Origin of the sequence: Pseudomonas sp. NBRC 111124, from assembly GCF_001320245.1 — a bacterium.
GTDB lineage: Bacteria > Pseudomonadota > Gammaproteobacteria > Pseudomonadales > Pseudomonadaceae > Aquipseudomonas.
The window spans coordinates 21,560-36,637 of the sequence record NZ_BCBA01000058.1 but is presented as its reverse complement, the minus strand read 5'-3'; the positions used below and the strand labels follow the sequence as shown (position 1 = coordinate 36,637).

The following is a 15,078-nucleotide window of genomic DNA, read 5'->3' as shown; positions in this document are numbered from 1 at the left end:
GCCCGTTACATCAGTAGACGCGAGCTGGCGACCGCAACGACCGCCAGGCCCAGCAGCAGGTTGATCCCCACCATCCGCCGAATCCGTCCCAGCACCGCAGCGCCCGTCGGCCAGTCTTCAGCCTGCACGGCTGCCTTGAGCTCCGGCAACAGCAAGGCCTGAATGCGCATGAACAGTGCGAACATGGCAATCCCGCCGCCAATCATCACATGCACATACTTGGGCGCCGTCTCGAAGCCGTTGAAGCGCATGTGCAACATGCCGATACCGCTTATCGCCAGAATCGCCACAGCCAGCCAGACCCAGACGAAGAAGCGTCGGAAAACTTCCACCCACAAGCGCAGGCGGGCAGGCCCTTCCAGCGCGGTAACCGTTGCCGGGCGCAGTACCAGCCAGGCGAAGAACATGCCGCCGACCCATACCAGGGCGGCGAGGACATGCAGTGTGTAGGGCAGGGCAAAGGCAACCATCCGGATCTCCATGCGGCACAAAGGGCAATAGCGGGGTATGATAGCCGCCCATGCGAAACACTGAAAATATATCCAGCCCTCCGGGCGCCTGCAGACCATGATCAGCAACGAACTCAAAGCCACCATTCAGGGCGCCTACACGCGTTTTCTCGAAGCCAAGAGCCTCAAGCCGCGGTATGGCCAGCGCCTGATGATCGCCGAAGTGGCCAAGGTGCTCGGCGACATCGCCTGTGACGACGAAGGCCGCCGCGCTGGCGAACCCGCCGTGGTTGCGGTAGAGGCCGGTACCGGTACCGGCAAGACGGTCGCCTATGCGCTGGCCGCGATCCCGGCCGCCAAGGCCGCTGGCAAGCGCCTGGTGATTGCCACCGCGACCGTGGCCTTGCAAGAGCAGATCGTCATCAAGGACCTGCCGGACCTGATGCGCAACAGCGGGCTGAACTTCAGCTTCGCCCTGGCCAAGGGCCGTGGCCGTTACCTGTGCCTGTCAAAGCTCGACATCCTGTTGCAGGAGGGCCACGCGCAGTCGGCCACTGCCCAGCTGTTCGAAGAAGAAGGCTTCCACATCGAGGTCGACGAGCGCAGCCAGAAGCTGTTCAACAGCATGATCGAGAAGCTCGCCGGCAACCGTTGGGACGGCGATCGTGACAGCTGGTCGGAGGCCGTCGAGGACCAGGACTGGGCGCGCCTGACCACCGACCACAGCCAGTGTACCGGCCGCCACTGCCCCAATTTCCAGCAGTGCGTGTTCTACAAGGCCCGTGAGGGCATGGGCAAGGTGGACGTGATCGTCACCAACCACGACATGGTCTTGGCCGACCTGGCCTTGGGCGGTGGTGCGGTGCTGCCCGACCCGCGTGACACCCTGTACGTGTTCGACGAAGGCCACCACCTGCCAGACAAGGCCATCGGCCATTTCGCCCATTACTCGCGCCTGCGCTCCACCGCCGACTGGCTGGAGCAGACCGCCAAGAACCTTACCAAGCTGCTGGCCCAGCACCCATTGCCAGGCGACCTGGGCAAGTACATCGAGCAGGTACCGGAGCTGGCGCGCGAAGTGCGTACCCAGCAGCAGTTCATGTTCACCCTGTGCGAGCAGGTCGCCGACTTCCGTCCGAGCGAGGACACCGAAGGCCGTGAGCGCCCGCGTTATCGCTTCGAGGGCGGTGTGGTGCCGGAGCAGATCCGCGAAGTCGGCATCGAATTGAAAAAGGGCTTCGCCCGCCTCAATGACCTGTTCACCCGCTTGGCCGACCTGCTTAAAGAAGGCATGGATGGCGAGGTCAACATCGGCATCGCCAGCCACCAGGCCGAGGAGTGGTACCCGTTGTTCGGCAGCCTGGTCACTCGTGCCCAGGGCAACTGGGAGCTGTGGACCGCGTTCACCGCCGAAGATCCGGAAGACAGCCCGCCCATGGCGCGCTGGCTGACCTTGGCCGAAAGTGGTGCGCTGTTCGACATCGAGGTCAATGCCAGCCCGATTCTTGCCGCCGACATGTTGCGTCGCAGCCTCTGGAGTGTCGCCCATGGCGCCCTGGTGACCTCGGCCACCTTGACCGCGCTGGGCAAGTTCGACCGCTTCCGCATGCGCTCGGGGCTGCCCCGCGATGCCGTCACCTGCGTGGTGCCCAGCCCGTTCGTGCACGGCGATGCCGGCCTGTTGCGGGTCCCCGATCTCAAAGCCGACCCGCGCGATGCGGCGGCACACACTGCGGCGATCATTCGCGAGCTGCCGAGTATCGTCGAAGATGCCCGCGGCGCACTGGTGCTGTTCTCCTCACGCAAGCAGATGCAGGAAGTGTTCGATGGCCTGGACCGCGACTGGCGCAAGCTGGTGCTGATCCAGGGCAACCTGTCCAAGCAGGAAACCTTGAATAAGCACAAGGCACGGGTCGACGATGGCCAGCACAGCGTGCTGTTCGGCCTGGCCAGCTTCGCCGAAGGTGTCGACCTGCCAGGCGCCTATTGTGAACACGTGGTGATCGCCAAGATCCCCTTCGCCGTGCCCGACGACCCGGTCGAGGCGGCCCTGGCTGAATGGATCGAAGCCCGTGGCGGCAACCCGTTCATGGAGATTGCCGTGCCCGACGCCTCGCTCAAGCTGATCCAGGCCTGCGGTCGCCTGCTGCGTACCGAGCAGGATCGCGGCGTCATTACCTTGCTGGACCGGCGTCTGGTCACACAGCGCTACGGCAAGGCTATTCTCAATGCGCTGCCGCCGTTCCGGCGGGAGATTTCCTGACGGCCGGAGCATGATGCCCCGGCCCGTTGTCCACTACTCAGTCGCGGGCTCATGAGGGCCTGGAAGGAGAGCCTCAGCCCTATGATCCGCCGCACCTTGCCCGTGGTACTCAGCCTGCTTTTCAGCACGCCTTTGCTGGCCGGGCAGCAGACACTGTTCAGCTTCGTCCGCCCGGCCTCGGTGGTCAATGTGGCGACCGAAGGCACCGGCATGCCGCAATACAACGCGGAACAGACGGCCGAAGGCGAGGTGCTCAGGCGGGTGGTGTTCAATCCGGTCGAGCGGCCGACCTTGCGCCTGAGCCCGCAGAGCGGCGTGTGGAACTGGTCGGCCGGGCAGTTCCTCACCCTGCGCATGCAAAGCGCCCAGGACTGGGCGCTGACCGTTGACGTCACCGTGCTCGGCAGTGATGGACGCACGCTGACCAGCCGTATCGACCTGCCTGCAGGGCCTGCGCAAACGGTCATGGTGCCGCTCAAGGCCAGTTCGCCGCTGAGCCAGGGCATGCGTGCAGGCCCACCCATGCCATGGGTCTACGAAGGGCAACGGCTGCTGCTGACCAGCAGCGCCGGTGAGGTCGACCTCAAGCAGGTCGTGTCCGTCAGCCTGACCATTCCGGCCCCGAAGGTGGCGCAGAACGTGCTGATCGAGAAGGTCGGCATCCAGGACGACAACCTGGCCTACCAGGCGGCCTATCACGAATTGATCGACGCCTACGGCCAGTCCACACGAGGGCACTGGCCTGAGAAAATCGCCAGTGACGAGCAGCTAAAGGCCGCCGACAGCCGTGAACAGCAGCAGCTCAAGAGCTGGCTGGCTGAACAGCAGAAGCAGCCACTGGACAACTACGGTGGTTTGCTGGCCGGGCCGGCGTTCGAGGCCAAGGGCTTTTTCCGCACGCAGAAGCGCGACGGCCGCTGGTACCTGGTCACGCCGCAGGGGCACGCGTTCTTCTCGCTGGGCGTCAATGCGGTGGCCGCTGATGGTGGGCGCACCTATGTCGCCGGCCGCGAAGGCATGTTCAAGGCGCTGCCAGGTGAAGGCGACGCACTGAGCGCCTACTATGGTGAAGGCAACAACGATGATGGCAACGCCTCGTCGCAAGGGCGTAGTTTCAAGCAGGGGCGCTGGTTCGACTTCTACGCCGCAAACATCCAGCGCACCTATGGCAAACCTTGCCCGCCAGCCGTGGAAGGGCAGGCCGACCCCGGGTGCCCGCCGCTGGCGCTGGATGCCGAGCGTTGGCAAGGGCATACACTGGACCGGCTGCAGGCCTGGGGCTTCAACACCCTGGGCAACTGGAGCGACCCGGCCTTTGGCCAGGCCAGGCGCATGCCCTATACCTTGCCGCTGTCGATCGTCGGCGACTATGCCAGCATCAGTACCGGCATGGACTGGTGGGGTCGCATGCCTGACCCGTTCGACCCACGATTTGCCATGGCCACGGAACGTGCCGTGGCCATTGCTACTCGCGATCACCGCGACGACCCTTGGCTGATCGGCTATTTTGCCGACAACGAACTGGCCTGGGCTGCACCCGGCAATGACCCCAAGGCACGCTATGGCCTGGCCTACGGCACCCTTCGCCTGACCACAGATGTACCGGCCAAGCGCGCCTTCCTCAAGCAGTTGCGCGACAAGTACCGCAACCAGGAGGGGCTGTCCAAGGCCTGGGGCATCGATCTGCAGGCCTGGGAGCTGATGGAAGACCCGGGCTTCGAGGCGCCACTGCCGAACCCCGAGCACCCGGAGATCGAGCGTGACTACCAGTATTTCCAACAGGTGTTCGCCGAAACCTACTTCAAGACCATTGCCGATGCGCTGAACTGGCATGCGCCTAACCACCTGCTGCTGGGCGGTCGATATGCCGTGAGCACGCCAGAAGCGGTCAAGGCCTGTGCCGAGTTCTGCGATGTGCTGAGTTTCAACTTCTATACCCTCAAACCTGAGGATGGTTACGATTTCGCCCGCCTTGCCGAACTCGACAAACCGGTATTGGTGTCGGAGTTCCAGTTCGGTTCGCGCGACCGTGGGCCGTTCTGGCCGGGGCCGGTGGAAGTGGCAAGGGAAGAGGACCGTGGGCCGGCCTACGGCAACTTCCTCAAGGCCGCTCTTGCTCAGCCGATGATCGTTGGCGCGCACTGGTTCCAGTACCTCGATCAACCGGCCAGCGGGCGCTTGCTCGATGGCGAAAACGGTCACCTGGGCCTGGTGGCGATCACCGATGTGCCATACCCGGCGTTCGTCGAGGCGGTGCGCAAGAGCAATCTGCAGGCCGTTGGTCAGTTGCGCGGCGAGCTGGAGAAAAAGGCCCCCTGAATGTCTACCAGGGGCGCTCTGCGCCCCTGGCACAAATGACGCCGTTGCTTCGTAGCAGACCATCCGGCCTTGCCCAGTAGGCAAAAGCCCCAACTACTGAAACAATGCACGCCTTTGTCAGCATGGTCGTACGGAGAACAGCGGGTGCAGATCCAGGGTCACTATGAGCTGAAGTTCGAAGCAGTGCGTGAAGCGTTCGCAGCATTGTTCGAAGATCCCCAGGAGCGTGGCGCGGCGCTGTGCATTCAGGTCGGTGGCGAGACCGTGGTCGACCTGTGGGCAGGTAGCGCCGACAAGGACGGCCAGCAGGCCTGGCACAGCGATACCATCGCCAACCTGTTTTCCTGCACCAAGACCTTCACCGCCGTAACGGCGCTGCAGCTGGTGGGCGAGGGCAAGCTTGCCCTGGATGCCCCGGTGGCGCGCTACTGGCCAGAATTCGCCCAGGCCGGCAAGCAGAACATCACCTTGCGCCAGCTGCTTAGCCACCGTGCCGGCCTGCCGGCCATCCGCGAGCTGCTGCCCGCTGAAGCCCTGTATGACTGGCAGGCCATGGTCGATGCCCTGGCCGCCGAAACGCCCTGGTGGACCCCCGGCACCGAACACGGCTATGCCGCCATCACCTACGGCTGGCTGGTCGGCGAACTGATCCGCCGCGCAGATGGCCGTGGCCCGGGGGAGTCGATCGTCGCCCGGACCGCACGGCCACTGGGCCTCGACTTCCACGTCGGCCTGGCCGACGAAGAATTCCACCGCGTGGCGCACATTGCCCGTGGCAAGGGCAACGCGGGTGATGCCGCAGCCCAGCGCCTGTTGCAGGTGACCATGCGTGAACCCGAGGCGCTGTCGACCCGCGCCTTCACCAATCCGCCCGCCATTTTGACCAGCACCAACAAGCCTGAATGGCGGCGCATGCAGCAGCCGGCGGCCAATGGCCACGGCAATGCACGCAGCCTGGCTGGCTTTTATGCGGGCCTGCTCGACGGCAGCCTGCTCGAATCCGAACTGCTTGACGAACTGACCCGCGAGCACAGCATTGGTCAGGACCGTACCCTGTTGACCCAGACCCGTTTCGGCCTGGGTTGCATGCTCGATCAGCCCGAGGTGGCCAACGCTACCTTCGGTCTCGGCGCCCGTGCATTTGGCCATCCAGGCGCTGGCGGCTCGGTCGGTTTTGCCGACCCGGAGCACGACGTGGCCTTTGGTTTCGTGGTCAATACCCTTGGCCCCTACGTACTCATGGATCCAAGAGCCCAGAAGCTGGTGCGTGTGCTTGGCACTTGCCTTTGATCGGGTAAAGCGGGTATTACGCACACCCTTTGACTATCCTCAATGCCAGCGCCTGATGTGCGTTGGCAAAATATCTTTCAATTTCATGGTGTATCGCTGATGTCTTCACATAAAACCTTAGCTCTCGCCCTGTGCCTGACCGCTATGACCGGTTGCGCCAGCCACTCCCAGGACGCCTCCAAGGACGGCGGCAGCAGCTGGTGGCCGTTCGGTTCGGACAAGGTTGCCGACAAGGAAGTGAAAGCGGCGGTAACCGAGAAAGTCGCCAAGGCCGATGCCAAATCCGAGAGCGCCAGCCACTGGTGGTGGCCGTTTGGCGGTGATGACAAGCAAGCCAAAGGCCCTGTCGTACCGAAGATCGATGAAAAGGCCACCCAGGCCTGGCTGGACCAGTACGAGCCAAAGCTGCGTGAGGCAGTCAAGGACAGCAAGCTGGAGCTGGAGCGCCGTGACAACGTGCTGGTGGTGACCATCCCGGTCGACAGCTCGTACAACCCGGATCGCCCGAACATGCTGCTGCCGATGACCCTGGGCCCGATCACCCGTGTCGCCAAGGCTGTCGAAGGTGACTCGAAAACTGCGGTATTGGTCCTGGGCCATGCCGACACCAGCGGTGTAGCGGCCGCCAATCAGAAGCTGAGCCTGGAGCGCGCCGCCTCAGTATCGGCCATCTTCCGCCTGAGCGGCCTGCAGCGTGACCGCCTGTCGCTCAAGGGCATGGGCTCGGAGATGCCGCGCGCCGCCAATGACAGCCCGGAAGGCCGTGCACTGAACCGCCGTGTGGAAATGCTGCTGACGCCGCAGAACACCATGCTGGCCCTGCTGGCCAAGTACCAACAAGCGGCGCCGGTGGCAACCCCGGCCTCGATGGTTGCCGTACAGGATGCCAAGGCGCCTGCCGCCAAGCCTGTCGAGACCAAGAAACCGGCTGCCAAGCCAGCTGCGAAGAAAGCCGCTGCCAAGCCTGCGGCGAAGACTACCGCCAAGAAAAAAGCCGCACCGGCCAAGCCTGCCGCCAAGAAAGCCGCTACCACCGACAAGAAGGTAGCCGTCAACAGCCCTGCGAAGACCAACTGATCGTCAAGGAAACGCAGCCATGACCCAATCCCTGGCCGATATGCGCCGCGACTACACCCGCGATGGCCTGGCAGAAGCCCAGGCCCCGGGTGAGCCGTTCGCCCTGTTTCACCAGTGGTTTGCCGATGCCGTCAAGACCGAACAGCCACCGGTGGAGGCCAACGCTCTGACCCTTGCCACGGTCGATGGCGAGGGCCGCCCGCATTGCCGCGTGCTGCTGCTCAAGGGCCTCGATGACCGTGGCTTCACCTTTTTCACCAACTATGACAGCGCCAAGGGCCAGCAGCTGCTGGCCAACCCGTTCGCTGCCATGACCTTCTTCTGGCCGGCGCTGGAGCGCCAGGTGCGGATTGAAGGACGGGTGGAAAAGGTCACGGCCAAGGAGTCGGATGACTACTACCAGGTGCGCCCGCTGGGCAGTCGCCTGGGGGCTTGGGCGTCGCCGCAGAGCCGGGTGATTGCCAATCGTGAGGAGCTCGAAGGGTTGGTCAAGGCCACTGAGGCGCGCTTTTCCGATACCCAGCCGCATTGCCCGGAACATTGGGGCGGTTACCGCTTGCTGCCGGAGCGGATCGAGTTCTGGCAGGGGCGTGCCAGCCGCCTGCATGACCGCTTGAACTACCGCCTGATCGACGCGCAGTGGGCACGCGAGCGCCTGGCACCGTGACTTTCTGGGGCTGCCCGGCAGCCCCATTCCCTTCTCAAGCCCACACTTCTTCACAACGAATGAAGTAATCCGTGGCTATCCTTGGTCTGAGTTGTAACGCCCGCATTACTGTCCGTACAAGGCTGTACAGGGGCTGAATGGAAATAATTTTTTTGTGCTGGCGCCGTGACAGCCGTCAACGCGCAGCGTCTAATGGACACCTGTTTTCTGGAGATTGTACCCATGCGTAAATCCGCTTTGCTGGTGGCGACTTTCACCACCCTGTCGCTGCTGCTCGGTGGCTGTGCCTCGAGCCTGACCGGTGACAGCTATTCCCGTGATGAGGCCCGTCGTGTGCAGACCGTGCGCATGGGAACCATCGAATCCCTGCGCCCGGTCAAGATTGAAGGCACCAAGACCCCAATCGGCGGTGGTGCTGGCGCCATCGTCGGTGGCGTGGCCGGCAGCGCCATTGGCGGCGGCCGTGGCAGCATCGTCACCGCCGTGATCGGTGCTGTGGCCGGTGGCCTGGCAGGTTCGGCTGCCGAGGAAGGCATCACCCGTACCCAGGGCGTGGAAATCACCGTGCGTGAAGACGATGGCAGCATGCGCGCCTACGTGCAGGCCGTGCAGGAGAATGAAGTCTTCCGCGTTGGCGACCGCGTACGCATCATGACCGTTGACGGTACCAGCCGCGTTTCGCACTGATCGTAGCGGTAACGAAAAAACCCCGAACAGGCCAGGCCTGTTCGGGGTTTTTTATTGTCTGTACCAGCCTCTTCGCGGGCGTGCCCGCGAGCAGGCCTGTAGCTTCAAAGGCCGAGGATGTCTCGAGCCACGGCTTCGGCAATGCGGATACCATCCACGCCCGCCGAAAGAATGCCGCCGGCATACCCCGCCCCTTCACCCGCCGGGAACAACCCTTTCATGTTCAGGCTCTGGTAATCCGCGCCACGGGTGATGCGCAGCGGCGAAGAGGTGCGGGTCTCGATGCCGGTCAGCACCGCATCATGCAGGTTGTAGCCTTTGATCTGGCGGTCGAATGCCGGCAGTGCCTCGCGTATGGCCTCGATCGCGAAGTCCGGCAGGCTGGGTGCCAGGTCACCCAAGGTCACCCCTGGCTTGTACGACGGCTCGACACTGCCCAGGGCCGTGGAGGGCTTGCCAGCGACGAAGTCGCCCACCAGCTGCGCCGGTGCCTGGTAGTTGCTGCCACCCATGACGTAGGCGTGGGCTTCCAGGCGCTCCTGCAGTTCGATGCCGGCCAGCGGGCCGCCCGGGTAGTCGCGCTCGGGGTCGATGCCGACGACGATGCCGGAGTTGGCGTTGCGCTCGTTACGCGAATACTGGCTCATGCCGTTGGTAACGACGCGGCCGGGTTCGCTGGTAGCGGCGACCACAGTGCCGCCCGGGCACATGCAGAAGCTGTACACCGAACGGCCATTCTTGGCGTGATACACCAGCTTGTAGTCGGCGGCGCCGAGTTTCGGGTGGCCGGCGTACTTGCCCAGGCGTGCCTTGTCGATCAGCGTTTGCGGGTGCTCGATACGGAAACCGACCGAGAACGGCTTGGCTTCCATGTACACGCCCTTGGCGTGCAGCATGCGGAAGGTGTCGCGGGCGCTGTGGCCCAAGGCCAGGACGACATGGCGCGAGTGCAACTGCTCGCCGCTCTCCAGCACCACCCCGGTCAGTTGGCCGTCATCGATCAGCAGATCGGTGACTTTCTCCTGGAAGCGTACTTCGGCGCCGAGGGCGATCATGTCCTGGCGCATCTGCTCGACCATGCCGGTCAGGCGGAAGGTACCGATGTGCGGTTTGTTGATATACAGGATCTCGTCCGGGGCGCCGGCCTTGACGAACTCTTCCAGGACCTTGCGGCCGTGGTGGTTCGGGTCCTTGATCTGGCTGTAGAGCTTGCCGTCGGAGAACGTCCCGGCGCCGCCTTCGCCGAACTGCACGTTGGACTCGGGGTTGAGCACGCTTTTGCGCCACAGGCCCCAGGTGTCCTTGGTGCGCTGGCGCACTTCCTTGCCGCGCTCGAGGATGATCGGCTTGAAGCCCATCTGTGCCAGCAGCAGGCCGGCGAAGATACCGCACGGGCCGAAGCCGACCACGATCGGGCGTTCCTGCAGGTCGGCCGGGGCCTGGCCAACGAACTTGTAGGTGACGTCGGGTGCCACACCGATGTTGTGATCATCGGCGAACTTGCTGAGCAGCTCGGCTTCGTTGCTGGCTTCCAGGTCGATGGTGTAGATGAACAGCAGCTCGCTGTTCTTCTTGCGCGCATCGTAGCTGCGCTTGAACAGGTTGAAGCTCAGCAGTTGCTCATCGCGGATGCCCAGGCGCTGGACGATGGCTTCGCGCAGGGCTTCGTCGGGATGGTCCAGGGGCAGCTTCAGTTCGGTGATTCGTAGCATGGCAGGGTCCAGTATCCCGGCCATGGGCGGCCGGCGGCTTTACACAAACCGCCAAGTATAAGCTGTTAGCCGCCCTGACTGGCAGGATAAAAGCGCCCGGCGATCAGTTGTCGCGCGCGCCGCCGTAGTAACCGCAGCCGTGCAGGGTCTGGCCGTCGATGCGCAGCTCGGCGCGCAGGTGACGCACCGCGCCGCTCATGCTGTCGACGCAGCGTTGCGGGGCGACCCACAGTTCAGCGTGTTGGCCGTTGGCCTCGCTGGTCAGGGTCAGGCCGCCGCCGGGTACCTCTTCTTCGAGAAACGGCAGGGGCAGCGGGTCTTTGCCGACGCGGTTGAGCACCATGCCCTTGCCGCTGGCCTTGATGTCCCAGTCTGGCTCATGACCACTGGCGCGCAGGGTCAGCTGCTTGAAGTTGGGGTCGTCGCAAGCGCGGGTGGAGTGCTCCAGGCGGTACAGGCGGCTGATTTCCAGCTGGCCATCGTTGTCGGCCTGTTTGGCGCCGGTGAGGCGGCCACGGACGTCGGCGAACAGTTTGGCGTTGGCGTCCTTGGCCAGGTTGGCGGACTCCTGGAGGATTCCGGTGCCGGCGACGTCGTTGATCACGAAGTGGCGGCTTTCACCGCAAGGTTTGAACAGCAGCCGGCCGCCGCCTGCGCTCAGTTCGCCCTGCATGCGCGTGGTACCGATGTTCGGGTCACGGGGCTGCTCGGCCAGCAACTGGCAACCGGCGAACAGGGGCAGCAGGGCGGTGAGCAGCAGGGTAGGGGTGAGACGCATGGGGCGGGCTCCGGGAAATCTTTGCCAAAGAGCTGGCCACGATACACGTCCTGCAGGCAGAAAAAAGGGCCCGAAGGCCCTTTTTCATTCAACCGCCCAAGTAGGCGTCGCGCACTTTCGGGTCGGTCAGCAGCGCCTCACCGGTGCCCTGCATCACTACCCGGCCGTTTTCCAGCACATACGCCCGGTCGGCGATCTTCAGCGCCTGGTTGGCGTTCTGCTCCACCAGGAACACCGTCACGCCATCGCGGCGCAGCTGTTCGATGATGTCGAATATCTGCTGGATGATGATCGGCGCCAGGCCCAGCGACGGCTCGTCGAGCAGCAGCAGCTTGGGTTTGCTCATCAGCGCCCGGCCGATGGCCAGCATTTGCTGCTCGCCGCCGGACATGGTGCCGCCGCGCTGGATGTAACGCTCCTTCAAGCGTGGGAACAGCTGCAGGACCTTGTCCAGTTGCTCCTGGTAATCGCCCTTGTCGGTGAAGAAACCGCCCATGGCCAGGTTTTCCTCGACGGTCAGGCGGGCGAACACGCGGCGGCCTTCCGGCACCACCGCGATGCTCTTGCGCATGATGTGCGAGGACGGCTGGCCGACCAGTTCTTCGCCGAGGTACTTGATGCTGCCGCTGTGCGCCTGCGGCGAGCCGCACAGGGTCATCAGCAAGGTCGACTTGCCGGCGCCGTTGGCACCGATCAGGGTGACGATCTCGCCCTGGTTGATCTCCACATTGACGCTGTGCAGCGCCTGGATCTTGCCGTAGAAGGTGGAAACGTTCTCGAACTTCAGCATTTACGCTTCCCCCAGGTAGGCTTTGATCACATCAGGGTTGTCGCGGATCTCCTCCGGCGTGCCGTGGGCCAGGGGCGTGCCCTGGTTGATCACGACGATGTGGTCGGAGATGCTCATCACCAGCTTCATGTCGTGCTCGATCAGCAGCACGGTGACGTTGTGCGACTCACGCAGGTAGGCGATCAGTGCCTTGAGGTCTTCGGTTTCCTTCGGGTTCAGGCCGGCGGCCGGTTCGTCAAGCATGATGATCCGGGGCTGGGTCATCATGCAGCGGGCGATTTCCAGGCGGCGTTGCTGGCCGTAGGCGAGGGTGCCGGCGGTACGGTTGGCGAACTCGGTCAGGTTGACCTTCTCCAGCCAGTACTGCGCGCGCTCCATGGCCTCCTTCTCGCTGCGGCGGAAGTTCGGGGTCTTGAACAGGCCGGCGAAGAAGTTGGTGTTCAGGTGACGGTGCTGGGCGATCAGCAGGTTCTCCAGCGCGGTCATTTCCTTGAACAGGCGCACGTTCTGGAAGGTCCGCACCACGCCCTTGCGGGCGATCTGATGGCCGGCCAGGCCCTGGATCGGCTGGCCGTCGAGCAGGATGGTGCCGCCGCTTGGCTTGTAGAAGCCGGTCAGGCAGTTGAACACCGTGGTCTTGCCGGCGCCGTTCGGGCCGATCAGCGCCACAACCTGTTTTTCCTTGACGGTCAGGGCCACGCCGTTGACCGCCAATAAGCCGCCGAAGCGCATGCTCAGGCCGCTGACTTGCAGAATTTCACGGCTCATCGATGCAGCTCCATGTGGGGACGTTGCATAGGCAGCAGGCCTTGCGGACGCCAGATCATCATCAACACCATCAGCGCACCGAACATCAGCATCCGGTATTCGCTGAACTCACGCATCAGCTCGGGCAACAGGATCATCACGATTGCCGCGAGAATCACGCCCAGTTGTGAACCCATGCCGCCGAGCACGACGATGGCGAGGATGATCGCCGACTCGATGAAGGTGAACGACTCCGGCGTCACCAGGCCCTGGCGCGCAGCGAAGAAGCTGCCGGCGAAACCGGCGAAGCAGGCACCCAGGGTGAACGCCGAGAGCTTGATGATGGTGGGGTTCAGGCCCAGCGCACGGCAGGCGATCTCGTCTTCACGCAGCGCTTCCCAGGCACGGCCGATCGGCATGCGCAGCAGGCGGTTGATCACGAACAGCGCCAGCAGGGCCAGCAGCAGGGCGACCAGGTAGAGGAAGATGACCTTGTTGATCGAGTTGTATTCCAGCCCGAAAAACTCGTGGAAGGTCTGCATCCCCTCGGCGGCCTTGCGCTCGAAGGTCAGGCCGAAGAACTCCGGCTTGGGGATGTTGCTGATGCCGTTGGGGCCGCCGGTCCAGTCGGTGAGGTTACGCAGGAACAGGCGGATGATCTCGCCGAAGCCGAGGGTCACGATCGCCAGGTAGTCACCGCGCAGGCGCAGCACCGGGAAGCCGAGCAGGAAGCCGAAGGTGGCAGCCATCAGGCCGGCGATCGGCAGGCAGACCCAGAAGCTCCAGCCCAGGTAGTGCGAGAGCATCGCGTAGCTGTAGGCGCCGACGGCATAGAAGCCGACGTAGCCGAGGTCCAGCAGGCCGGCCAGGCCGACCACGATGTTCAGGCCCAGGCCCAGCAGCACGTAGATCAGGATCAGCGTGGCGATGTCGACCGCCCCGCGCGAGCCGAAGAACGGCCACACCAATGCGGCAATGATCAGACCGATGATCACATAACGCTGGGTTTTCGGCAGGGTCAGGTAGTTGCTGACAGCTGGGGGGATCAGCTTGCGATCCGAGCGACGGCCCATCACCGAGTTCCACTGCTTGTCGAACAGCACACGCAGGAACATCAGCACCGAGCACACGGCGATGATGCTGATGGTGAACGAACCCTGGCTGTGCACCGCCAGGCTGATGCCGTCGATGCTCAGTTTCAGGCCCAGCACCGGGAAGGCCACGGCCCAGACCAGCAAGGCGCTGAAGAACGCCTGTTTGAGATTTTTGTTCATACTTTTTCAACCTCCGGGCGGCCGAGGATGCCGGTCGGCCGGAACAGCAGGACAAGAACCAACAAGCCGAATGCCACCACGTCCTTGTACTGGTCGCCGAAGATGTCGGCGCCGAAGGCTTCGGCCACGCCCAGCACCAGCCCGCCGAGCATGGCGCCCGGGATGCTGCCGATGCCGCCCAGTACCGCCGCGGTGAAGGCTTTGAGGCCCACCAGGAAACCGGCGTTGGGGTTGATCACCCCGTACTGCATGCTCAGCAGCACGGCCGCCACGGCCGCCAGGGCGGCACCGATGACGAAGGTCAGGGCGATGATGTTGTTGGTGTTGATGCCCAGCAGGTTGGCCATCTTGATGTCCTCGGCGCAGGCGCGGCAGGCGCGGCCCAGGCGGGAACGGGAGATGAACAGGGTCAGGCAGGTCATGGCCACCAGGGTGACCACGAAGACCAGGATCTGCATGTAGGAAACCAGGACTTCTTCAGCGCCGCCCGGCCCGAAGGAGATGCTCCCGGGGATCAGGTTGGGGATGGATTTGTCCTTCGAGTCTTGCGACAGCAAGACCGTGTTCTGCAGGAAGATCGACATGCCGATGGCGGAAATCAGCGGGATCAGGCGGTTGCTGTTGCGCAGGGGACGGTAGGCAACCCGTTCGATGCTGTAGCCATAGGCACTGGTGACGCAGATCGTCGCGACGAAGGCGACGGTCATCAGGATCGGCAACGAATGGATACCCATCATGGCCAGGCCCGCCAGGGCGATGAAGGCCACGTAGGAACCGATCATGTACACCTCGCCGTGGGCGAAGTTGATCATGCCGATGATGCCGTACACCATCGTGTAGCCGATGGCGATCAAGGCATAGGTGCTGCCGATGGTCAATCCATTAACCAGTTGTTGGAAGAAATGGTAGATCTCAGGCATTACAGCGCTCCTAAAAACCTGATTTGCATTTCGCTGGCGGGGGTACGGCCAGGAAACCGCGGGTGACGGTTTTAAGATTTTCAGGTGGGTTGGCCCCCGGATCGC

13 protein-coding genes are annotated in these 15,078 nt (G+C 63.7%); 6 read left to right on the top strand and 7 right to left on the bottom strand.

Annotated elements, in window-relative coordinates; translation table 11 throughout:
* Positions 1-5: 5 nt before the first annotated feature.
* Positions 6-470 carry a CopD family protein gene (locus APH28_RS22220; RefSeq protein ID WP_060512674.1) on the bottom strand — a complete coding sequence of 155 codons (465 nt, stop codon included), beginning with the start codon at positions 468-470 and terminating at the stop codon, positions 6-8.
* 97 nt (positions 471-567) lie between these two features.
* Between APH28_RS22220 and dinG the strand changes: the two genes are divergently transcribed.
* The 6 genes from dinG (at position 568) to APH28_RS22190 (ending at position 8,752) form a co-directional block, all read left to right on the top strand.
* Positions 568-2,712 carry an ATP-dependent DNA helicase DinG gene (gene dinG, locus APH28_RS22215; protein WP_060512673.1) on the top strand — a complete coding sequence of 715 codons (2,145 nt, stop codon included), beginning with the start codon at positions 568-570 and terminating at the stop codon, positions 2,710-2,712.
* Positions 2,713-2,793: 81 nt separating this feature from the next.
* Positions 2,794-5,031 carry a beta-galactosidase gene (locus APH28_RS22210; protein ID WP_060512672.1) on the top strand — a complete coding sequence of 746 codons (2,238 nt, stop codon included), beginning with the start codon at positions 2,794-2,796 and terminating at the stop codon, positions 5,029-5,031.
* Positions 5,032-5,175: 144 nt separating this feature from the next.
* On the top strand, positions 5,176-6,321 hold the full coding sequence (locus APH28_RS22205) for a serine hydrolase domain-containing protein (protein WP_060512671.1): 1,146 nt from the start codon (positions 5,176-5,178) through the stop codon (positions 6,319-6,321).
* A 99-nt stretch (positions 6,322-6,420) separates the two neighbouring features.
* The gene (locus tag APH28_RS22200; protein ID WP_060512670.1) at positions 6,421-7,398 is read left to right on the top strand and encodes an OmpA family protein; all 978 of its coding nucleotides are present in this window, start codon (positions 6,421-6,423) and stop codon (positions 7,396-7,398) included.
* A gap of 19 nt (positions 7,399-7,417) precedes the next feature.
* The gene (gene pdxH, locus APH28_RS22195) at positions 7,418-8,065 is read left to right on the top strand and encodes a pyridoxamine 5'-phosphate oxidase (protein WP_060512669.1); all 648 of its coding nucleotides are present in this window, start codon (positions 7,418-7,420) and stop codon (positions 8,063-8,065) included.
* 222 nt (positions 8,066-8,287) lie between these two features.
* The gene (locus APH28_RS22190) at positions 8,288-8,752 is read left to right on the top strand and encodes a glycine zipper 2TM domain-containing protein (RefSeq protein WP_060512668.1); all 465 of its coding nucleotides are present in this window, start codon (positions 8,288-8,290) and stop codon (positions 8,750-8,752) included.
* A gap of 104 nt (positions 8,753-8,856) precedes the next feature.
* On the opposite strand, the gene APH28_RS22185 is transcribed toward APH28_RS22190, so the two are convergent.
* From APH28_RS22185 to livH, 6 genes are all read right to left on the bottom strand, one after another.
* Complete coding sequence (locus APH28_RS22185) at positions 8,857-10,464, bottom strand: NAD(P)/FAD-dependent oxidoreductase (RefSeq protein WP_060512667.1); 1,608 nt, start codon at positions 10,462-10,464, stop codon at positions 8,857-8,859.
* 103 nt (positions 10,465-10,567) lie between these two features.
* Positions 10,568-11,242, bottom strand: a complete 675-nt coding sequence (locus APH28_RS22180; RefSeq protein ID WP_060512666.1) for a COG3650 family protein — start codon at positions 11,240-11,242, stop codon at positions 10,568-10,570.
* 88 nt (positions 11,243-11,330) lie between these two features.
* Positions 11,331-12,032, bottom strand: coding sequence for an ABC transporter ATP-binding protein (locus tag APH28_RS22175; RefSeq protein ID WP_003254879.1), 702 nt, complete (start codon positions 12,030-12,032; stop codon positions 11,331-11,333).
* A complete protein-coding gene (gene livG / locus APH28_RS22170) occupies positions 12,033-12,800 on the bottom strand; it encodes a high-affinity branched-chain amino acid ABC transporter ATP-binding protein LivG (protein WP_008097486.1) in 768 nt (255 codons plus the stop codon).
* A complete protein-coding gene (locus APH28_RS22165; RefSeq protein ID WP_060512665.1) occupies positions 12,797-14,053 on the bottom strand; it encodes a high-affinity branched-chain amino acid ABC transporter permease LivM in 1,257 nt (418 codons plus the stop codon). The genes livG and APH28_RS22165 overlap by 4 nt, the downstream gene beginning before the upstream one ends.
* On the bottom strand, positions 14,050-14,973 hold the full coding sequence (gene livH, locus APH28_RS22160; RefSeq protein WP_054886946.1) for a high-affinity branched-chain amino acid ABC transporter permease LivH: 924 nt from the start codon (positions 14,971-14,973) through the stop codon (positions 14,050-14,052). The genes APH28_RS22165 and livH overlap by 4 nt, the downstream gene beginning before the upstream one ends.
* Positions 14,974-15,078: the final 105 nt, after the last annotated feature.